Annotated in this window: 20 protein-coding genes, 1 tRNA gene and 1 pseudogene; 9 read left to right on the top strand and 13 right to left on the bottom strand. The window is 59.1% G+C overall.

The features are described 5' to 3' along the window. The coding region (locus tag AC3YUO_RS09655) for a hypothetical protein (protein ID WP_489962821.1) at positions 1-201 on the top strand (201 nt) is incomplete at its 5' end. On the opposite strand, the gene AC3YUO_RS09650 is transcribed toward AC3YUO_RS09655, so the two are convergent. Beyond that, positions 173-598: a helix-turn-helix domain-containing protein gene (locus AC3YUO_RS09650; RefSeq protein WP_489962820.1), complete on the bottom strand. Its 426-nt coding sequence runs from the start codon at positions 596-598 to the stop codon at positions 173-175. The two genes, AC3YUO_RS09655 and AC3YUO_RS09650, sit on opposite strands and share 29 nt — an antisense overlap. Before the next feature lie 165 nt (positions 599-763). Here AC3YUO_RS09650 and AC3YUO_RS09645 point away from each other — a divergent pair, with 165 nt between their 5' ends. From AC3YUO_RS09645 to AC3YUO_RS09635, 3 genes and pseudogenes are all read left to right on the top strand, one after another. Then, positions 764-1408 (top strand): serine/threonine-protein kinase, encoded by a 645-nt coding sequence (locus AC3YUO_RS09645; protein WP_489962819.1) that lies wholly within the window; start codon positions 764-766, stop codon positions 1406-1408. A 1-nt stretch (position 1409) separates the two neighbouring features. Then, positions 1410-1490, top strand: a pseudogene (locus AC3YUO_RS09640) (DUF7575 domain-containing protein); the annotation flags it as partial. A 153-nt stretch (positions 1491-1643) separates the two neighbouring features. Further along, positions 1644-2666 carry a right-handed parallel beta-helix repeat-containing protein gene (locus tag AC3YUO_RS09635; RefSeq protein WP_489962826.1) on the top strand — a complete coding sequence of 341 codons (1023 nt, stop codon included), beginning with the start codon at positions 1644-1646 and terminating at the stop codon, positions 2664-2666. 214 nt (positions 2667-2880) lie between these two features. On the opposite strand, the gene AC3YUO_RS09630 is transcribed toward AC3YUO_RS09635, so the two are convergent. Beyond that, on the bottom strand, positions 2881-3465 hold the full coding sequence (locus AC3YUO_RS09630; protein WP_489962818.1) for a cytidylate kinase-like family protein: 585 nt from the start codon (positions 3463-3465) through the stop codon (positions 2881-2883). Positions 3466-3535: 70 nt separating this feature from the next. Continuing rightward, entirely contained in the window at positions 3536-4009 is a 474-nt protein-coding gene (locus AC3YUO_RS09625; protein WP_489962817.1) for a low molecular weight protein-tyrosine-phosphatase, read from the bottom strand. 179 nt (positions 4010-4188) lie between these two features. Here AC3YUO_RS09625 and AC3YUO_RS09620 point away from each other — a divergent pair, with 179 nt between their 5' ends. Then, positions 4189-4848 (top strand): Crp/Fnr family transcriptional regulator, encoded by a 660-nt coding sequence (locus AC3YUO_RS09620; RefSeq protein ID WP_489962816.1) that lies wholly within the window; start codon positions 4189-4191, stop codon positions 4846-4848. 15 nt (positions 4849-4863) lie between these two features. Here the strand turns inward: AC3YUO_RS09620 and AC3YUO_RS09615 are convergent, their stop codons facing one another. Continuing rightward, entirely contained in the window at positions 4864-5439 is a 576-nt protein-coding gene (locus AC3YUO_RS09615) for a 4Fe-4S binding protein (protein ID WP_489962815.1), read from the bottom strand. Next, positions 5436-5648, bottom strand: a complete 213-nt coding sequence (locus AC3YUO_RS09610) for a 4Fe-4S binding protein (RefSeq protein ID WP_489962814.1) — start codon at positions 5646-5648, stop codon at positions 5436-5438. The genes AC3YUO_RS09615 and AC3YUO_RS09610 overlap by 4 nt, the downstream gene beginning before the upstream one ends. A 228-nt stretch (positions 5649-5876) precedes the next feature. On the opposite strand from AC3YUO_RS09610, the gene AC3YUO_RS09605 reads away from it, so the two are divergent. Then, positions 5877-5965 (top strand) — tRNA-Ser (locus AC3YUO_RS09605). Positions 5966-6126: 161 nt separating this feature from the next. Then, positions 6127-7509: an S-layer homology domain-containing protein gene (locus tag AC3YUO_RS09600; RefSeq protein WP_489962813.1), complete on the top strand. Its 1383-nt coding sequence runs from the start codon at positions 6127-6129 to the stop codon at positions 7507-7509. Positions 7510-7576: 67 nt separating this feature from the next. Here the strand turns inward: AC3YUO_RS09600 and dapF are convergent, their stop codons facing one another. From dapF to AC3YUO_RS09580, 4 genes are all read right to left on the bottom strand, one after another. Next, positions 7577-8368, bottom strand: coding sequence for a diaminopimelate epimerase (dapF, locus tag AC3YUO_RS09595; protein ID WP_489962812.1), 792 nt, complete (start codon positions 8366-8368; stop codon positions 7577-7579). A gap of 146 nt (positions 8369-8514) precedes the next feature. Beyond that, positions 8515-9057: an ANTAR domain-containing response regulator gene (locus tag AC3YUO_RS09590; RefSeq protein WP_489962811.1), complete on the bottom strand. Its 543-nt coding sequence runs from the start codon at positions 9055-9057 to the stop codon at positions 8515-8517. A 34-nt stretch (positions 9058-9091) separates the two neighbouring features. Then, positions 9092-10423, bottom strand: coding sequence for a type I glutamate--ammonia ligase (gene glnA, locus AC3YUO_RS09585; RefSeq protein WP_489962825.1), 1332 nt, complete (start codon positions 10421-10423; stop codon positions 9092-9094). Between the two features lie 67 nt (positions 10424-10490). Continuing rightward, complete coding sequence (locus tag AC3YUO_RS09580) at positions 10491-10742, bottom strand: hypothetical protein (RefSeq protein WP_489962810.1); 252 nt, start codon at positions 10740-10742, stop codon at positions 10491-10493. A gap of 63 nt (positions 10743-10805) precedes the next feature. Here AC3YUO_RS09580 and AC3YUO_RS09575 point away from each other — a divergent pair, with 63 nt between their 5' ends. After that, the gene (locus AC3YUO_RS09575) at positions 10806-12914 is read left to right on the top strand and encodes a glutamine synthetase III family protein (protein WP_489962809.1); all 2109 of its coding nucleotides are present in this window, start codon (positions 10806-10808) and stop codon (positions 12912-12914) included. 143 nt (positions 12915-13057) lie between these two features. Further along, positions 13058-14497, top strand: a complete 1440-nt coding sequence (locus AC3YUO_RS09570) for a glycoside hydrolase family 3 N-terminal domain-containing protein (protein WP_489962808.1) — start codon at positions 13058-13060, stop codon at positions 14495-14497. A gap of 128 nt (positions 14498-14625) precedes the next feature. On the opposite strand, the gene rnc is transcribed toward AC3YUO_RS09570, so the two are convergent. The 4 genes from rnc to dnaG all read right to left on the bottom strand — a co-directional run bounded on the left by rnc (position 14626) and on the right by dnaG (position 18922). Next, positions 14626-15303, bottom strand: a complete 678-nt coding sequence (gene rnc, locus AC3YUO_RS09565; RefSeq protein WP_489962807.1) for a ribonuclease III — start codon at positions 15301-15303, stop codon at positions 14626-14628. Positions 15304-15357: 54 nt separating this feature from the next. After that, positions 15358-15591 carry an acyl carrier protein gene (gene acpP, locus AC3YUO_RS09560; protein WP_118641238.1) on the bottom strand — a complete coding sequence of 78 codons (234 nt, stop codon included), beginning with the start codon at positions 15589-15591 and terminating at the stop codon, positions 15358-15360. Positions 15592-15833: 242 nt separating this feature from the next. After that, on the bottom strand, positions 15834-17045 hold the full coding sequence (gene rpoD, locus AC3YUO_RS09555) for an RNA polymerase sigma factor RpoD (protein ID WP_489962824.1): 1212 nt from the start codon (positions 17043-17045) through the stop codon (positions 15834-15836). A 110-nt stretch (positions 17046-17155) separates the two neighbouring features. Next, positions 17156-18922: a DNA primase gene (gene dnaG / locus AC3YUO_RS09550; protein WP_489962806.1), complete on the bottom strand. Its 1767-nt coding sequence runs from the start codon at positions 18920-18922 to the stop codon at positions 17156-17158. Between the last annotated feature and the right edge of the window lie 114 nt (positions 18923-19036).

The raw sequence follows: 19036 nt of genomic DNA, 5'->3' as shown, positions 1-19036 counted from the left end.
CTTTTCGGTAAGTATGTTCAGCAACCTTTTGCTCTTCTCGTGAACGCAAATTTTTCCATCTTAAGAACACGCATAAAACCGGGGCGGCACTACAGTGCCGCCCCGGTTTTTCATTTCCTTCTGCATATGCTCAGCAGCCTCCCAGCGCTGCCGATTTTGCCGGACCGTTTTGTCACAGCAAAGTCCTCTCGTTTTCTGTAAACAGCTTGTCGTTGATCTCACTCAGATCGAGCTTGTGCGCAATCCCATACATAATAATGGTATCTCGTTTAAACTTCGCATACATCTGGGCATAGCCTGCCCGTTTCAGCAAAGTCTGCGCCTCTTCCAGCTCCACTCCCATGCCCACACACAGACAAAGCAGGCGATCTCTGGAAGGCGTTCTGCGCCCGGAAAAGACCTGATGGAGATAAACCTCGCTGATGCCGGCCCGCCGGGCAAGTTCCGCCTTGCTGATTTGCTTGCCCTCGTAAAACCGCTCCAGCAGTTCCACGATACCTGCACTCAAAAAGTCATTGGAATGTTTTTTCAGATAGGAGTCCAAAGGAGATGGACTCATCAATTCCGTGTTCAGATTATCTGTAGGTGTTTCTTTCATCAGTACCGCCTCTTTACTTCCTGGTCGAAATCATTTATATTAAGTTTAGCGTTTTTTGTATGCAGTTACAATATGCTGACTGCATAGTATTGTGAATTTGGAGGGATTATCATTTACGCCTGGCTGCTTCATGTCTTGCAGGAAGAATATGAAACCATCCGTCTGATGAAAGAAAGCCCCAGAGGAACCATCCGCCTGATCCGGCACAAGGCCACGGGGCAGCAGTTTGTCCTGCGGCAATTCACCGGAAACGGCGAAGTCTATCAAAAACTGCTCTCCTACCGCCATCCCAATCTGCCCACTGTGTTTGAGGCAGTTCAGGAGGGGGAGAACTGCCTGGTCCTGGAGGAATTCATCCAGGGGGATACGCTGGGGTTCCTGCTGCAGGACGCTCTTTTTTCCCCGGCGGAGACCAAACAGATTGCAACTCAGGTCTGCCGCGGCCTCTGGGTCCTGCACAGTCTGGGTGCCGTCCACCGGGACATCAAACCGGAAAACATCATCCTGCGCGGACATGACGCGGTTCTCATTGACTTTGACGCCGCACGGATCCATAAGCCGGAGGCGGAGGGAGACACCCAGATTCTGGGTACCGCCGGGTTCGCCGCGCCGGAGCAGTACGGTCTGTCCCAGTCGGATGTGCGCACTGATATCTACTCTATGGGCATTCTGATCAACGTCATGCTCACCGGACAGCACCCCTCTCAAAAGCTGGCCGAGGGCCGGCTGGGCTGGGTGGTGGAGCGGTGTACCCGGGTCAATCCCCGGCATCGATACAAAAATGTACTTCGTCTGATGGAGGCGCTCTAACATGAACGATGCTTTAAAACAAGCCTGCCCTCACTGCGGAGCTGAGCTCCCTCCGCAGGCATCCTTCTGCCCCCACTGCGCCCAGAGCCTTATATCTCCCAAAAAGGTCCAGGTCCCTTTCCGGTTCTGGAAAAAAATTCTATATTTTGGCGGGGCCGCGGCTGCAATCGCGGCAGTGGCCCTGGGGATTTTTTTCTATCTTCAGCCCAGAACCTATGATAATTTTGGAGAGGTCATGTATACCGACGAGGATGGAACCTATCAGATCCTGGTGGCCTGCAGCAACAACCGGTTTACGCCGGAAGGAGAAGTCACCACGCAAGGGGAGGTGGAAGAACAATATCGGATGCCTTCCCGCCTGTTTATCAACCACGCGGATACCGGGGCCAACGCCGGGCAGATATTCCTCCAGAAAGTGGATTCCGTGACCACTCAATTTATCCAACCGGAGGACAGTTCCAGTCCCATGGTCTGCTCACAGCCTGAATACCTGGAAGGTGCTCCGGAAGCCGCCCTGGTTTCTCTCCTGGATTACACCGGCCGAAGTGATTCGGCAGAGCTGCTGTGGACCCTTCACATGAACAACGGCGATACCATCAAACTGCGGCAAAAAATTACGGTGACTCCCATTGAGACCTATGACTATCACTATGAGGACTACCCTATGGACACTGTGGAGCAGCTGCAGGCTCTGGTGGACCAAATTTCGGAAGAGGTGCCCATGCCCACGGTGGTAAATCTCCACCTTCCGCCGGTCACCTACCAGGGTGAGCTCACCATCGAGGGACGCCCCATCAACCTCTACGGCTCTCAGGAGGGTGATCAGCGCACCACCTTTACGGATACCGTCCGGGTGACCGCCCAGGATGGACCTATCATCTATTTTTATGACCTGAACTTTGAAGGCTCCGGAGAGGAGATTGGTATCTCTGCCTCCGCCCGGTTCTGGGCAGAGAACTGCTCCTTCACCGGCTGGAAAACCGGCGTGCTGGGCTATGGCTCCTCGTGGATTAATGTGATTGCCTGCCAATTTACAGGCAACGGGATTGGCTTCCATTTTAACAGCGACGGGGAGTATGTGAGCCACTCCATGTTTAACGACAACACCTTCCTGAAAAACGGCACGGCGGTGCTGCTGGAGCGGGTTCCCACCGATGTAACTATGAATTTCCAGGGTTCCCATTTCTCCCAGAACGGTGTTGACATTGATAACCGCTGCAGTCAGCCTCTGGATATTTCTCAGGCCATTTTTGATTAAATTCGGATACCTCTCCCCACCATGACGCCCCACTGGAAAAGGTTCTGCTGTAGCCGTCTGCTCATGGTCTCGGAACAACAAAGAAAGACACGGCCGCAGCCGTGTCTTTCTTGTCTATCCCGCCCGGTTCATCCCAACAGGATCCGCTTGATTATTTTTGCACGACACCTCACGGTAACCCCTCAAAGGGCCGGGAATACCGGTTTGGGACGGCTCAGTACACCTTTACAATCAGATCCACGCAGGTCTCGATCCCCAGTGCTCCGCTGTCCAGCGCCAGGTGACAGTTGCGTACGTCGCCCCACTCACAGTCCGTATAAAATCTGTAATAAGCGGCCCGGCGCTTGTCCTTGTCCTTCAGCCGCTTCAGAGGCGCTTCCTCTGTCTCTCCGTAGAGTCGGACAATGCGCTCCGCCCGCTTGTCCAGATCCGCATGGATGAAAACCTTCAGGCAGTCGGCGGCATCCTTCAAAATATAGTCCGCACAACGGCCCACAATGACACACGGCCCCTGCTCCGCCAGCTCCAGGATAGTTTTTCTCTGCACAGTCCACAAATAGTCCTGGGTGGACATTCCCTTTGCACTTCGGTCAGAAAAGGCGTTGAAAAACCAGTTCCCGTGAGCGGTATATTCCCCTTTTTCCTGGATAAATTCCTTGGTGAAGCCGCTCTGCTCCGCAATTTTTTCCACCAGTTCCTGATCGTAACAGGGAATGTTCAAGCGCTCGGCTACCATCTTTCCGATGGTTCTCCCTCCGCTGCCAAATTCCCGGCTGATGGTAACAATTCGGTTCTTCATCCCAATTCCTCCTTTATGTTTCTAACGTACCATATGGGTATCGAATCAGAATGGCCGTTCAAAAATCAAACTATTTCTTTCCGCTTTGCCTCTGCGTCAAGTGCACCAGAAGTCCCTGACAGCTCTCCGACACGTCCTGATAGGTACGCTCAAAATCTCCCGTGTACCAGGGATCGGCAATCTCCTCCCCAGGCCGTTTGGAAAACTCCATCAGCAGATGAAGCTTACCGTCCGGGTCTCCCCCCAGCATCCGCTCCATATTTCGAAGATTCCAGCGGTCCATTCCCAGCAGCAAGTCATAGGCAGCATAATCTGCCCGCTTCAGCTGAACAGCCCGTTTTCCCTGGCAGGCAATCTCGTGCTTGGCCAGTTCCCGCCGGGCAGGCGGATAAACCGGATTTCCGATCTCCTCCGTACTGGTGGCAGCAGAGGCAATATAAAACTGGTCCTCCAGACCCGCTTTACGCACCAGATCCTTCATTACAAATTCTGCCATCGGAGAACGGCAGATATTGCCGTGGCAGACAAACAACAGTCGCGTCATAATCTCAATTCTCCTGTATCCGTTTGCCATATTGTACCACATTCTCGGCTTCCCGACAATTGCCCCCAGCAAGAGGCTCCTTCTTTTATCCACCATCGACAAGCTGAAATTGACAGGGTGCCAAAATCATTCTATACTCAACTGTACGCAGATCTACACCTTGAAGGGAGCGGCTGAACATGGCTTTTGCAGACTACATCCCCTTTTGGAACAAACTGACCTCCGCCCAGCAGGAACGGCTCTCCGCTGCGGCAGTCAGCCGCCAGGTCAAGGCAGGTACGGTGGTACATAACGGCTCGGCCGACTGTCTGGGCCTGCTTGTCATTGAGTCAGGCCAGCTTCGGGCCTATATTCTCTCTCCGGAGGGCCGGGAGATTACCCTCTACCGCCTGTTTGAGCGGGATATGTGCCTTTTTTCCTCCTCCTGCATGATGTCCAGTATCCAGTTTGACGTCACCATTCAGGCGGAAAAGGACTCCCGTTTCTGGGTCATCCCTCCGGATGTCTATAAGGCCCTTATGGAGGAGTCCGCCCCCGTGGCCAACTATACCAACGAGCTCATCAGCAGCCGTTTTTCCGACGTGATGTGGCTCATGGAGCAAATCATGTGGAAGAGCTTTGACCAGCGCCTGGCCGGTTTCCTTCTGGAGGAGAGCGACCTGGAGCAGTCCGACGTACTCCGCCTGACCCACGAAAAAATCGCCAATCACCTGGGCACCGCCCGGGAGGTGGTCACCCGCATGCTCCGCTACTTCCAGAGCGAAGGGATGGTCAATCTCTCCCGGGGAGCTGTGGAGCTGACGGACAGGGACCGCCTGGCTCGGCTCAGCGGCCAGTAAGCCCGCTGCTCTCGCTTACTTGGTTCCCATGTTCTTCGCCTTGCAGATGAGCTGCGTCATGGTGCCCATGGGACAGAACACGCACCAGGACCGGGGCTTGAACAGCACCATCACCAGCAGGCCCAGCACGGTGGAGGTAAGCATCACGCTGTAAAATCCCAGGGCAAACTGAGCCACCCACGGTGTGACGGAGGTCGGGACGGCCCAAGTCCAGGGCAGCTTAAAAGTCCACAGCAGAGTCACCGCCCCACCCAGCTCTCTGGCTCCGGCAAACACCAGCCAGGTAACCCACAGCATCTGAAAAAACATGGCGAAAAAGAACACTAAAAACCCGTAGCGGAACCACTTCTGCTTCATCCACCGGGGAATATCCCGCTTCCGGGACAGCCCGAACCGTCCTCCCAGGAGAGAAAACAACTGTCCACGACCGCAGTATCGGTTGCAGTACGCTTTATTTCCTCCCACCACTGCGATGATCAGGGGGATAAAGAAGCACAAAAGGCCCAGCCAGGCAAACAGGATGTTGAAAAAGCCCAGCGTGAGATACAGTACAGACGCAATCCACAAATAATCATACCAGTGCTTTTTCATCGTTCCGCCTCCCTCAATTCAATGACCGAAGCGGGACACTCCCGCACACACCGGCCACACCCCACGCATTTCGTCCGGTCCACCCGGGCCGCAATGCCTCTGAAAATCCCGATAGCTCCCAGGGGACAGACCTTGACGCAGCACCCACAGGCCACACAGTCGGTCTCATTTACATACGCTCCAAGGCGTCTTCTCCGCGTTTCTTCCATTCCAATTCCTCCCGGCATTGTTGTGGTATCCATCCTACCATACCGATGCACCCCTCACCGTAACCTTGTCACATATCTATGGGACGTCTTTCGCCTTTCTAAAAGAAAATACGGAAATCTTGCGGACAAATCTTGATTTTCAGGGGATTGTCTGGTATTCTTTATTTTAGGCGCTTCCCGGGCGGAGGAGATGCGGGCGGCGAACCTCGCCTCTTGCGCAAATAATATGCAGCGGTATCGAAGTGGTCATAACGGGGCTGACTCGAAATCAGTTTGGGAGCAATCCCACGAGGGTTCGAATCCCTCCCGCTGCGCCATGCCGTCGTGAACGTCACCGTTCACGACGGCTTTTTTATACTTGTCCTCGGCCCGTTCTGCTGCGGCTTCCCTCCAAACCGGTCTTCAAGCCGCTGCAGGCGCCGATTTTGCCCCGAAGATGCAGTAGCAACCCCCGCCAAGAAAAAAGAAAGGATTTCCAATGATCAAACACGCACGCCTCCTTCGCCGTCTCCCCGCTCTCCTGCTGACCGCCGCTCTCTGTCTTGTCCCCGCCTTTGCCGCGGAGACGGACTCCTCTTTTCTGGACGTTCCCATGGATGCCTGGTATGCCCAATCCGTCTACTATGTTCAGGCCCAGGGCTTGATGAGCGGAACAGGCAGCGGCACCTTCTCCCCCAACCTCCCCATGACCCGGGGTATGCTGGTCACCGTTCTGTACCGGGTGGCTGGCTCACCCGCTCTGAGTGACAGCGCTCTGGACGCCCAGTTCTCCGACGTCCCCCAGGATACCTGGTACGCAAATGGCATCTACTGGGCCAGATCGGAAGGAATTGCCAGCGGCTACAGTGAGGAGGAATTCGGTCCCAACGACTCCGTGACCCGGGAACAGCTGGTCACCATGCTCTGGCGCTACTCCGGCAGCCCCGAGACAGAATCCGCCTCCGCCTTCTCCGATGAGGACGCCATCTCCCTCTGGGCAGACACCGCCGTCAGCTGGGCCAGCTCCAACGGCCTGGTCAGCGGAATTGAGGGCAATCTGTTTGCCCCCGCCGGCCTGGCAACCCGCGCCCAGGCTGCGGTTATCCTGACCAACTACGATCAGCAGACTGCGGAACAGCCTGAGCCAGATCCCGATCCGGAACCGGAGCAGCCGGACAATCCCTCCTCCCCACTCCTTCCCAACACCTATGACAGCGATGCCTTCGTGGTGGAAAACGGTTTTCTGACCTACCAGGGGGATGATGCCCCCAGCTATGTGGGCATTGACGTCTCCGCCCACCAGAACCTCATTGACTGGGACAAGGTTGCGGCCACCGGCGTGGACTTTGTCATGATTCGGGCCGGCTATCGCGGCTACACAGTGGGAAGCATCTACGAGGATATCTACTACGAATACAATATCAACGAGGCTCTTCGTGTGGGTCTGGATGTGGGAATCTACTTCTTCTCCCAGGCCACCAGTGTGGAGGAGGCCCGGGAAGAGGCTCTCCAGACCCTGGCCTGGATTGAGGATTACGACATTACATATCCCGTGGTCTTTGACTGGGAACGGGTCAGTCAATCCAACTCCCGCACCAAGGACACCACCGGTGATGTCATTACTGCCTGCGCTCAGGAGTTCTGCAGCATCATCGCGGATGCCGGCTACACCCCCATGACCTACGGCAGTCCCTCCAAGGTGGGAAAAGACCTGCAGCTCTCCCAGCTCACCGACTATCCCTTCTGGCTGGCCCACTACACCACCGACTGGAAGCCCACCAGTTTCCAGTACCACTATGACATGTGGCAGTACAGCAGCAACGGCTCTGTGGATGGCATTGAGGGCCGGGTAGATCTGAATGTCTGTCTGCGGGATTGGTAACCCTGCAGCGCCCATAGCCGAGCTGAGCCTCACCGTCCGGTGAGGCTCAGCTCGGCTGTTTTATGGTTCAACTGGGTTCTGTCTCTCCCTCAAAAACGGTACGGGCCGGACCGCTCAGGTACAGGGTACCCGCTTCCCGCTCCAGCATCAATTCCCCGCCCGGCAGGCGGACGCGGACCCGGCTCTCACACAGGCCATAGCTCCAGGCTGCCGCAAAAGCCGCGCAGGCCCCCGTCCCACAGGCCAGTGTGATGCCGCTGCCCCGCTCCCACACCCGCACCCGCAGGGTATGGGCATCCTCCACCGAGACAAATTCCACGTTGATGCGGCCGGGCAGCGCAGGATGACACTCCAGCAGCGGACCCAGCCGCTCCAGCTCCACCCGCCCTGCATCGGGACAGAACACGACGCCGTGGGGGTTGCCCACATCCACCGGAATGACCCGAACTGGTTCCCCTCCGGCCTCCAGCTCCAGCTCATCTCCCACCGTTGCGTCTCCCATATCCACCCAAATCCACACGGCCCGCCCCGCGGAGATGGTCAGCTCCAACCGGCGTGGGCCCGCGTCGGTGTCGATGGTCAGGCACCGCTTCCGGGTCAGCCCCTTGTCATAGACATATTTGCCCACGCACCGGATTCCGTTGCCGCACATGGCGCCCCGGGAACCGTCGGCATTATACATCTCCATGGTGAAGTCCCCGGTCCGGCCGGGTCTGATACAGATAAGGCCGTCCGCCCCCACGCCGAAATGCCGGTCCGACAGACGCACGGCCAGCCCGGGCAAGTCGTCCGGACATTTTTCCAGGCAGTTGAGATAAATATAGTCGTTGCCCAGCCCCTCCATTTTGGTAAAGCGCATACCATAGCCCCTTTCCGGGCGCAGAGGCAGCCTTTCGCCTCTTTTCTGCAAAACGGACCGCCGCAGGCCTCAAAGCCCGCGGCGGTCCGCCGTTTTCTTCGCCCATGTAAGACTATGCGCTCCAACTGCACGCGCATGCCTTTTCCTCAGGGCCGCTCATATTCCCGAAGGATTCGCCGGGCCGTCTGAACCAGACGCGCCCCCGTATCCATGCTTCGTTTCTGAATCAGCCGGTGGGCCTCCTCCTCGCTCAGCCCCTTCCGCTCCATCAGCAGGTTCTTGGCCCGCTCCACAAGCTCCTGCTCCGATGTGCTGCGGCGGGAATGGAGCAGGCGCTCTACCCGGTGCCCGAACTGGATCAGCAGACGCACGGTGGAAACCGCTTCCTCCCGGCGAATGGGGGTGGCCAGCTTGAACACATCGTCGCTGCTGCAGGCATCCAGCACATGCTGAGGCCCCACCAGCAGCAGAGCGCACGTGGGAGGGAGATCCTGATAGAGCCACTCCGCCGGGCCGTCAGTGAGACGGGGAGAACAGACCACGCAGTAGGTTTGCTGCTTGTCCAGCAGGCGCCGCACCTGGTCCCCTGAGCGGCAGATCAGGCACCGAGCCACCCGCTCCTGCTCCATCAGAGCGCTGAAGCGCTGGCTCATGGCTTCGTGCTCAAAGGCCACAATGATGGTATCCACCGTTCTCCCCTCCTCTCTGCCCTATTTTTGACGATCAGTAGGTGACCAGATACTTTTCCAGCTCCCAGTTAGACACCCGGGACTGGTACTCCCGCCACTCCTTCCGCTTGCCGCGGATATAGTGCTCCGCCACATGCTGGCCCAGCACGTCCATCACCAGCTCGTCCCGCTCCATGGCGTCCAGCGCGTCCTTCAAAGTCTCGGGCAGCGCGCCGATGTTCCGGGCGGTCAGGGCGCCGTCATCCAGGTCGTAGAGGTTATCGGAGATGTCCGGGGGCGGCGTCAGGTTCCGGGCAATGCCATCCAGGCCCGCTGCCAGACAGACCGCCACGGCAAGATAGGGGTTACAGGAGGGATCGGGGCTGCGCAGCTCCACCCGGGTGGCGTGTCCGCGGATGGCGGGAATCCGGATGAGGGTCGAGCGGTTGGAGGCCGACCAGGCCTTGTACCGGGGGGCCTCGTAACCCGCGCTCAGGCGCTTGTAGGAGTTGACCAGCGGATTGGTGACGGCGGTGAAGCCGTCCACATGCTCCAGAAGCCCGGCGATAAAAGAGTAGGCCACGGAGGACAGCCCCTTTTCCCCACCCTCATCGGCAAAGGCGTTTTTCCCGTCCCGGAACAGGGACATGTTCAGGTGCATACCCGACCCCGCCACCCCGTACACCGGCTTGGGCATGAAGGTGGCGTGGAGGCCGTTTCTCTGGGCCAGGGTCTTGATGGCCAGGCGCATGGTCATAATCTTGTCCGCGCCGTCCAGGGCGTCCACATAGCGGAAGTCGATCTCGTGCTGGCCCACCGCCCCCTCGTGGTGGCTGGCCTCAATCTCAAAGCCCATGGCCTCCAGATTCATGCAGATCTCCCGGCGGGTGGAGTCCCCGTGGTCCAGGGGACCAAGGTCAAAATAGCCCGCCTCGTCCCTGGTGTGGGTGGTGGCCCGGCCCTGGGCGTCGGTCTCGAAGAGGAAGAACTCCAGCTCCGGGCCGATGTTGAAGGTGTCAAAGCCCATGTCATGGCAGCGCTTCAGCACCCGGCGCAGCACACCCCGGGGATCTCCCACAAAGGGGGTGCCGTCCGGGTTATATACGTCGCAGATCAGCCTTGCCACCTTGCCCTGGGACGAACGCCAGGGAAAGACACAGAAGCTGTCCAGGTCGGGATAGAGGCACTGGTCCGACTCGTTGACCCGGGTGAAGCCCTCGATGGAGGATCCGTCAAACATAATCTGGTTGTTGACCGCCTTCTCAATCTGGGAGGCGGTGATCGCCACGTTTTTCAGCTGACCGAAAATATCCACAAACTGCATGCGGATAAATTCAATGTCCTCCTCCTCCACCATGCGGATGATGTCCTCCTTGGTATAGCCCATGGTAAAGTACACCCCTTTTCTTTGTCCCGTCTTCCCCGTCCGGTTTTCGGGGCCTGCGGCCGCTTTTTTAGGATGATTCAGTATTGCATTTTTCCCGGAGTTCTGTCAAGAATTTTCTCTGCTGCCCCCCGCTTCTCCAGGCATCCTCGCCCCCTTGTGGAGATGTTCCACATTTTTTGGCGCTGGCTCCGACCACTTTCGTCAGAATTGATTCTTGCAAAATTCCTTTAAATGGAGTATCGTAATGACAAGAAGATTTTCCTGCCCGCTGGGCACGGCAATCGGCTGGCTTGAGTGAGACAATGATGTCGACGGGCATCGTTGTCTCCTTTTTTATATGACCACCGAAGCCGGAAATTCTTGGAAAGGGTTGAAGGAATTCATGAGCGTCAATATCACTGAGATCTTTGGCACCAACGTATTCAGCATGTCAGTAATGCGGGAGCGCCTGCCCAAAAAGGCCTACGCCGAAGTGGTGGACGTGATGGAGCACGGCGGCAACATCACCATGGCCACCGCCGACATCGTGGCCAATGCCATGAAGGACTGGGCGGTGGAAAAGGGCGCCACCCACTACACCCACTGGTTCCAGCCTCTCACCGGCATCACCGCCGAAAAGCACGACTCCTTCCTCACCGCCCCCGACGACAGCAAGACCCTGCTGCAGCTCACCGGCAAGCAGCTTATCATGGGTGAGCCGGACGCCTCCTCCTTCCCCTCCGGCGGCCTGCGCTCCACCCACTACGCCCGGGGCTACACCGCCTGGGACATGACCTCTCCCGCCTTCGTGAAGGAGATGTCCTGCGGCACCATCCTGTGCATCCCCACCATCTTCGTCTCCTACAACGGCGAGGCGCTGGACAAGAAAACCCCTCTGCTGCGCTCCATGGAGGCCATCAACATCCAGGCCCTGCGTATTCTCCGCCTGTTCGGCAATACCGAGTCCAAGAAGGTTACCCCTCTGGTGGGTCCGGAGCAGGAGTACTTCCTGGTGGACCGTGAGAAGTATCTGAAGCGCCGCGACCTCATCTACACCGGCCGCACCCTGTTCGGCGCCCCCGCCCCCAAGGGCCAGGAGCTGGACGATCAGTACTTCGGTGTCATCCGGGAGCGAGTGGGCGCCTTCATGTCCGACCTCAATGAGGAGCTGTGGAAGCTGGGCATCCCCGCCACCACCCAGCACAACGAGGTGGCTCCCGCCCAGCACGAGCTGGCCCCCATTTACACCAAGTGCAACCTGGCCGTGGATCAGAACCAGCTGACCATGGAGACCATGAAGCGGGTGGCCACCCGCCACGGGCTGGTGTGCCTGCTCCACGAGAAGCCCTACGCCGGCGTCAACGGCTCGGGCAAGCACAACAACTGGTCCCTGGGCACCGACAACGGCGAGAATCTGCTGGATCCCGGCGATACGCCCAACGAAAATCTCCAGTTCCTGCTGGTCCTCTCCTGCATCATGAAGGCGGTGGATAAGCACGCCGACCTGCTGCGCTGCTCCGCCTCCAACGCCGGCAACGAGCACCGTCTGGGTGCCCAGGAGGCGCCGCCCGCCATCATCTCCATCTTCCTGGGCGACCAGCTGGACAACGTGGTCAGCCAGATCATCTCCAACGCCGACTCCGTCAAGCTGCTGGCCGCCAGCAAGCTGGACACCGGCGTGTCCACTGTCCCCGTCATCAAGAAGGACGCCACCGACCGCAACCGCACCTCTCCCTTCGCCTTCACCGGCAACAAGTTTGAGTTCCGTATGGTGGGCTCCTCTGACTCCATCGCCGATGCCAACACCACCCTCAACGCCATTGTGGCCGAAGCCTTCTGCGAGGCTGCCGATGAGCTGGAGAAGGCGGACGATTTCAACGCTGCCTGCACCAAGCTCATCCACGACACCATGGTGGAGCATCAGCGCATTGTCTTCAATGGCAACGGCTACTCCGAGGAATGGGTGGCGGAGGCCGCCCGCCGCGGGCTGCCCAACCTGCCCTCCATGGTGGACGCCATTCCCGCTCTCACCACCCAGAAGGCGGAGGCCCTGTTCACCAAGTTCGGAATCTACACCAAGTCCGAGCTGGAGTCCCGCGCGGAGATCATGTATGAGACCTATGCCAAGGTGCTGAAAATTGAGGCTCAGACCATGATCCACATGGCCGGCAAGCACTACATCCCCGCCGCCATTCACTACATCACTCGCCTGGGACAGTCCGTCTCCGCTGTGGCCTCTGCCGCACCTGAGGCCGACATCTCCGTGCAGAAGGACCTGCTGGGCCGCTGCAGTGCCCTCCTTTCCAGCGCTTACAAGGCTCTGGATGAGCTGAAGGCCCTTCTGCCCCAGGTGGATTCCATGACCGATGTGGCCGCTATGGCCATGGCCTACCACACCCGCGTCGTCCCCGCGATGGCCGCCCTGCGTCATCCCGTGGATGAACTGGAGCTGCTGGTGGACAAGGACATCTGGCCGGTTCATACCTACGGCGATCTGATGTTCGAGGTCTAAAACTGCTTACTCCTTCCATTCCATTCCGGCGGAAATCCGTCTCCTGATACCAGGAGGCGGATTTCCGCTGTTTTTGTTGCCCCGGGGGCTCTCTTATGCTATGCTTTCAGTGAACAAACCCGTCCGAGAGGAGGCTGAATTTCATGCCAAAGCTGCACCCCGCCCAAACTGTGGGTTCCCGCCGCATTTTTTGGCTTCTTCTGCCTCTTCTTCTGGTCCTGGCCATTGGTCTGGCTGCGGCGCACCTGTTTTCCCCCGCGCCTCCTCCGGAGGCTCCCCCCTCTGCGGACCTCGTCCGGCCAACCTCTCCCCGGCCTCTGGGCACCCTGCGGGGCATGGTGGCGGATGGGACGATGAACTCCCTTCTGGTCCGGGACGAGGCCGGGCAGATGCACTCCTTTGACCGGATGGGCACCCCGGTGGTGGGCAATTCCCAGGGCATTCTCATCGGCAGCTTGGTTGCTGTTACCTATTTCGGTGACCTCGCCGACGCACAGCCGGAGCAGGCCCTCTTTGTGGCAGTGGAGGCTCCGCCGCCGGAGGAGGCCCAGGAGGAACAGCCCCCCACGCTCCGTGAACTGGCCCAGGCATACCTGGACACCATGACCCTGGAGGAAAAGGTGGGCCAGATGTTCTTTGCCCGGCGGCCCAAGGAAGATGCCCCCCAGGATGCCGCCGACTACGCGCTGGGCGGCTACCTGCTCTTCACCCGAGACATTCAGGACCGGACGCCGGAGGAGGTGGCCCAGGAAGTGGCCGACTGCCAGCAGGCGGCCTCCATTCCCCTGTTCATCGGGGTGGATGAGGAGGGGGGCAGCGTGGTACGCATCAGCAAGTTCCCCGCCTTCCGGGACGAGCCCTTCCCCTCCCCACAGGAGCTGTGGCAGCAGGGCGGTCTCCCTGCTGTCCAGGCAGATACCGCCGAAAAGTGCGCCCTGCTGCATTCCCTTGGCATCAACGTGAATTTTGCGCCCGTATGCGACGTGTCTCAGAATCCGGAGGACTACATCTATTCCCGCACCCTGGGCCTGGATGGGGAGTCGACCGCCCAATATGTCCGGACCGTAGTGGAAGAGATGTCCGCTCAGGGGATGGGCAGTGTGCTGAAACACTTCCCCGGCTACGGCGGCAGTCAGGACACCCACTCCGCCATCGCCCGGGATGACCGGCCCTACGAGGCCTTTGTGCAGTCGGATTTTCTGCCCTTTCAGGCCGGCATTGAGGCGGGCGCCAGCATGGTGCTGGTGAGCCACAACATTGTCTCCTCCATGGACAGCCAGCTTCCCGCCTCCCTCTCCCCCAAGGTACACGCAATTCTGCGGGAGGAGCTGGGCTTCCAGGGCGTCATCATCACTGACGACCTGGACATGGCCGGGGCTAAGGACTTCGCCGGAACGGAGCAGTCCGCCGTCCTGGCGGTGCAGGCGGGCAACGACCTGCTGTGTGTCACCGACTATCAGGTGCAAATCCCGGCGGTCTTACAGGCGGTGGAAGAGGGTGTGATTACGCCCCAGCGCATTGACGAGTCCGTTCTGCGGATTCTGGAGTTGAAGCTGGCCCTCGGAATTCTCCCCCGTGAGTGACCGATTTTTCTTATTCCGGAAATACAGAACGGGCGCGGACCAATGGTCCGCGCCCGTTTCTTCTGCGATATCCCCAATCTTCAAACAAAAGCCCCGCCCGCTGCACCGCAGCGGACGGGGCTTCCTATTCAGGATTTACTCTGAAGGAGATCGATGGCCGCCTTGGCCGCCATCTGCTCCGCCTCTTTTTTGCTCCGGCCAGAGCCATTTCCTACCGCTTTGCCGTTCAGGTCCACTTCCACGAAAAAGCGCTTGTCGTGGTCGGGTCCGGACTCTCCGGTGAGCCGGTAGCCCAATACCTGTCCGCTCTCCCGCTGAACCAGCTCCTGCAGCGCCGTCTTGTAGTCCCGGGGCTTGGTCAGCCCGGCTACCTCCCGGCTGAGGATATACTTCTGGATAATTTTCCGGGCGGATCCGATGCCGCCGTCCAGGTAGACTGCCGCCAGCACCGCTTCCACCGCGTCAGCCCGGATAGAGGGACGGTTCCGGCCTCCGCCAGCCTCCTCGCCCTTACCAAGGCGCAGGTACTCTCCCAGGTTCAGCTCCCGGGCCACCTCCACCAGGCTCTCCTCACAGACCAGGGCGGCCCGGGTGCGGGTCAGCTCTCCCTCGGGCAGGTCGGGGTGATTGCGGTAAAGGTGATCCGCCACCACCATGCCCAGAATAGAGTCACCCAGAAACTCCAGCCGTTCGTTGCTCTGCAGCTTTCCCTGGCTCTCGTTGGCGCAGGAGCTGTGGGTCAGAGCATTTTCCAACAGGGCAATATTCGTAAACGTATAGCCCAGCTTGCTCTCCAATGTCTTCATCCGTATCTCCTCAGGCAAGGCAAAGCTCCGCCATAGGCGGAGCTTTGCGTGTGATTAGTCAATTTTATTCTGAAGGAACCGGACCAGGTCGCCCACCGTGGAAATGGAGGACGCCTCTTCCTCGCTCAGCTCGTCGATATCGAATTCCTCTTCCAAAGCCATGGACAGGTCCACGATATCCACAGAATCGGCATTCAGGTCATCGGTAAAGGAGGTCTCCATGGTGATGGAATCCTCATCCACGTTGAATTGCTCCGCGATGAGCTCTTTCAGTTTCTCAAAGATCATACCTCGCTGCTCCTTTTGCTTGTGGTGTAGTAGACTTCTTTCCTTACTATATGCAGAATCCCTCTGGCTGTCAATAGGGTTTTTCCATTTTTTACGCTTTGACTGTTTCCGGCGTTTCCGCCCCGGGACAACCAGCTTCCAAGAAGCTGTCCTGGGCCTTAACTTCCGCTTAAAAAGCCCTCACATTTCTTCTTTCCACCGGGCTCCTGCGGCCCCGGAAACGCTGGGCTAAGAGATCAGTTTTAGTTCAAGAAGTCCTTCAGCTTCTTGCTCCGGCTGGGGTGACGCAGCTTGCGAAGCGCCTTGGCCTCGATCTGGCGGATACGCTCACGGGTGACGTTGAACTCCTTGCCAACCTCCTCCAGCGTACGGGTACGGCCATCCTCAATGCCGAAGCGCAGCTTGAGCACCTTCTCCTCCCGGGGCGTCAGGGTGGACAGCACCTCCACCAGCTGCTCCTTCAGCAGGGTGAAGGAGGCAGCCTCCGCGGGCTCAGAGGCGTCCTCGTCGGGGATGAAGTCGCCCAGATGGCTGTCCTCCTCCTCGCCGATGGGGGTCTCCAGGGAGACGGGCTCCTGGGCGATCTTCAGGATCTCCCGCACCCGCTCCACCGGCATGGACATCTCGGCGGCAATCTCCTCCGGCGTGGGATCGTGGCCCAGCTCCTGCAGCAGCTGCCGGGAGACCCGGATGACCTTGTTGATGGTCTCCACCATGTGCACGGGGATACGGATGGTACGGGCCTGGTCGGCGATGGCGCGGGTGATGGCCTGACGGATCCACCAGGTGGCGTAAGTGGAGAACTTATAGCCCTTGGTGTAGTCAAACTTCTCCACGGCCTTGATGAGGCCCAGGTTGCCCTCCTGGATGAGGTCCAGGAACTGCATGCCGCGGCCCACATACCGCTTGGCAATGGACACCACCAGACGCAGGTTGGCCTCGGCCAGGCGCTGCTTGGCCCGCTCACCCCGCTTGATAGCCTTGTTCAGTTCGGCGCGCACCTCGTCGGGAATCTCCTCCCCAGACTTCTCCATCTCCTCCAGCTGCTCCTTGGCCGCGCTGCCGGAGACCATGTCCTGGGCCAGCTGAATCTCCTCGTCGGAGGAGAGCAGATTCACCTTGCCGATCTCCTTGAGGTACATACGCACCGGGTCGTCGGTGCCGAAGGAGTCCACCATGGAGTTGGGATCCACGATCTCCTCCTCCGCAATCTCCTCCATGGCCTCCAGCGGGGGCTCCGCGTCGTCGGGAAGCTCGGGGATATAGTCCTCTCCCACGGTATCAATGCCCAGGTTCTCCAGGGTATCGTAGATCTTGTCCATCTGCTCGGCGCCCAGGTCCATGTCCTCCAGCACGTCCAGCAGCTCGGTGGAAGAGAGGTTGCCCTTCTTCTTCCCCCGCTCAATGAGCTCAGCCAGCTTCTCCGCGCCGGCCACGCCCTCGACGACCTTCATAATCTCGACCTTACCCGTCTCCATCCGGGCCTGCATCTCCGCCTGCTTGTCCATTTTCTCCTTCTGCTCGGCGGTGATGGTGTGTACAACTCCGGTTTTCTTTGTCGTGCTCATGGTTTTTCCTCCATATATGCTTTCTTCTCTTGGTATCGTCTCTGTGCGGCAAGCAGCAGGTCATCCCCGCTCCCCTGGCCGCTGCGCAGGAGAGCTTCCCGGCGGATGACGGCTATGTAGTCCGCCATGGCCTGCTGGGCGTTGGCTGCCGATTCCGGCTGGGAAACCACCTGTGCCAGGTGGTCCATCTCCTCGCTGGTGAGGTCCTCCGCCAGCACGGCTAGCTGGAGGGACAGCCCCTCCTCTGCCCGGGCTTTCAGCAGGTCATAGGCCCTGCCCAGCAGAGGTGAGGAAAATTCCGCCCCGGTCAGTCCCTGGGTATCCCTCAAAAGTCCGGGGTCCAGAAGGAGCAGCCGCAAAACGCCCTCCTCCGCCCGGGCGGATCGGATATTCTCGTAGCGCAGGCCCCTGGACCTGGGCTGCAGCTGGCTGGCGGGTGAAAGGTCCCGCCGCTCCTGCTGCTTCTTCTCTTTACGCAGGCGGATTTTCAGCGCCCGATTAATCTCCTGGGCCATGGTCTCCGGGGAGACCCCCGCCGTCTGTGCCGCATGGCCGCCGTAGATCTCCCGCTCCACCGCGCTGTGGAGCCCAGCCAACATCTGGGCCGCCTCCTGGAGAAAAGCCACCTTCTGGGCATCATCCTCCAGGTTAAATTTCTGCCGCAGCTGGTCCAGGCGGTAGTCCACCTGGTTTTCACTCTTGTCCAGCAGCCGTGCAAAGGCATCCCGGCCGTAGCGCTTGATAAACTCGTCCGGGTCCTTGGCCCCCGTCACCCGCAGCACCCGCACCTTCAGGCCCGCCTTTTCCAGAATGGGGATGGCCCGCTGGGCCGCCGCCACGCCGGCTCCGTCACCGTCGTAGGAGATGATGGCCTGCTTGAAGTAGCGGGAGAGGAGCTGGGCATGCTCCTCGGTCAGTGCGGTCCCCAGGGAGGCCACCGCACTGTCAAAGCCCGCCTGGTGAAGGGAAATGGTGTCCATATACCCCTCAGTCAGGATGACCCGCTCTGCCTTGGATTTTTTGGCAATATTCAGGGCAAAGACGTTTCGGCTCTTATTATACACCGGAGTATCCGGTGAGTTGAGGTACTTGGGCGTGGAATCATCCATCACCCGTCCTCCGAAGCCAATCACATTGCCCCGCACGTCGATGATGGGAAACATCACCCGGTTGCGGAAGCGGTCGTAGATCCGGCCGTCCTTGTTGTTGACCGCCAGCCCCGCGTCCAGCAGGTCCCGCTTGTCATAGCCCTGCTTGTTCATTTCCCGGATAAGGGCGTCCCAGCTGTTTGGAGCAAAGCCCAGCCCGAACCGGGTGAGGGTGGCCTTGGAAAGCCCACGCTTTTGCAGGTAGACCAGCCCCTGGGCCCCCTCCGGGGTATAGAGCCAGCCGTGAAAGGCCCTGGCCGCCTGGCGGTTGAGCTCCAGCAGCTTTTCCCGCCGCTGCCGGGCATCGGCAGACGGCCCCATTGTCTCGGGCATCTGCATCCCGGCCCGCTTGGCCAGCACCTCCACCGCCTCCCGGAAGGAGAGGTTCTCCAGCTCCATCACAAAGTTGATGGCGCCGCCTCCCTTTCCGCAGCCGAAGCACTTGTAGATCTGCCGGTCTGGCACCACATGGAAGGAGGGGGTCTTTTCGCTGTGGAAGGGACAACAGCCCCAATAGCTGCTCCCCTTTTTGGTCAGCCGGACCGACTCGGACACCAAGTCAACCAGGTCCGTGCGGGCGATGACTTCATCCAAAAACCGCTCGGGAATTGCCAAAAAGCCTCCTCCTCTCCCCAAAAACAGGGTCGGTACCCCTATTTTTAGCCATTTTTACTGGGAATTATCCGACTCTCTCCCTATTTCAGCGTCCAGCCCATGGGAATGAACAGT

It is taken from the genome of Pseudoflavonifractor sp. HNCC25GI2, assembly GCF_058136395.1.
The sequence above is the reverse complement of the archived record's forward strand: the minus strand, read 5'-3'. Positions and strand labels throughout refer to the sequence as shown.

Coding starts and splice junctions, on each gene's coding strand:
- AC3YUO_RS09650 (WP_489962820.1), bottom strand. CDS start 598: ATGAAAGAAACACCTACAGATAATCTGAACACGGAATTGATGAGTCCA.
- AC3YUO_RS09645 (WP_489962819.1), top strand. CDS start 764: ATGAAAGAAAGCCCCAGAGGAACCATCCGCCTGATCCGGCACAAGGCC.
- AC3YUO_RS09635 (WP_489962826.1), top strand. CDS start 1,644: ATGTATACCGACGAGGATGGAACCTATCAGATCCTGGTGGCCTGCAGC.
- AC3YUO_RS09630 (WP_489962818.1), bottom strand. CDS start 3,465: ATGAAGAACCGAATTGTTACCATCAGCCGGGAATTTGGCAGCGGAGGG.
- AC3YUO_RS09625 (WP_489962817.1), bottom strand. CDS start 4,009: ATGACGCGACTGTTGTTTGTCTGCCACGGCAATATCTGCCGTTCTCCG.
- AC3YUO_RS09620 (WP_489962816.1), top strand. CDS start 4,189: ATGGCTTTTGCAGACTACATCCCCTTTTGGAACAAACTGACCTCCGCC.
- AC3YUO_RS09615 (WP_489962815.1), bottom strand. CDS start 5,439: ATGAAAAAGCACTGGTATGATTATTTGTGGATTGCGTCTGTACTGTAT.
- AC3YUO_RS09610 (WP_489962814.1), bottom strand. CDS start 5,648: ATGGAAGAAACGCGGAGAAGACGCCTTGGAGCGTATGTAAATGAGACC.
- AC3YUO_RS09600 (WP_489962813.1), top strand. CDS start 6,127: ATGATCAAACACGCACGCCTCCTTCGCCGTCTCCCCGCTCTCCTGCTG.
- dapF (WP_489962812.1), bottom strand. CDS start 8,368: ATGCGCTTTACCAAAATGGAGGGGCTGGGCAACGACTATATTTATCTC.
- glnA (WP_489962825.1), bottom strand. CDS start 10,423: ATGGGCTATACCAAGGAGGACATCATCCGCATGGTGGAGGAGGAGGAC.
- AC3YUO_RS09580 (WP_489962810.1), bottom strand. CDS start 10,742: ATGCCCGTCGACATCATTGTCTCACTCAAGCCAGCCGATTGCCGTGCC.
- AC3YUO_RS09575 (WP_489962809.1), top strand. CDS start 10,806: ATGAGCGTCAATATCACTGAGATCTTTGGCACCAACGTATTCAGCATG.
- AC3YUO_RS09570 (WP_489962808.1), top strand. CDS start 13,058: ATGCCAAAGCTGCACCCCGCCCAAACTGTGGGTTCCCGCCGCATTTTT.
- rnc (WP_489962807.1), bottom strand. CDS start 15,303: ATGAAGACATTGGAGAGCAAGCTGGGCTATACGTTTACGAATATTGCC.
- acpP (WP_118641238.1), bottom strand. CDS start 15,591: ATGATCTTTGAGAAACTGAAAGAGCTCATCGCGGAGCAATTCAACGTG.
- rpoD (WP_489962824.1), bottom strand. CDS start 17,045: ATGAAGGTCGTCGAGGGCGTGGCCGGCGCGGAGAAGCTGGCTGAGCTC.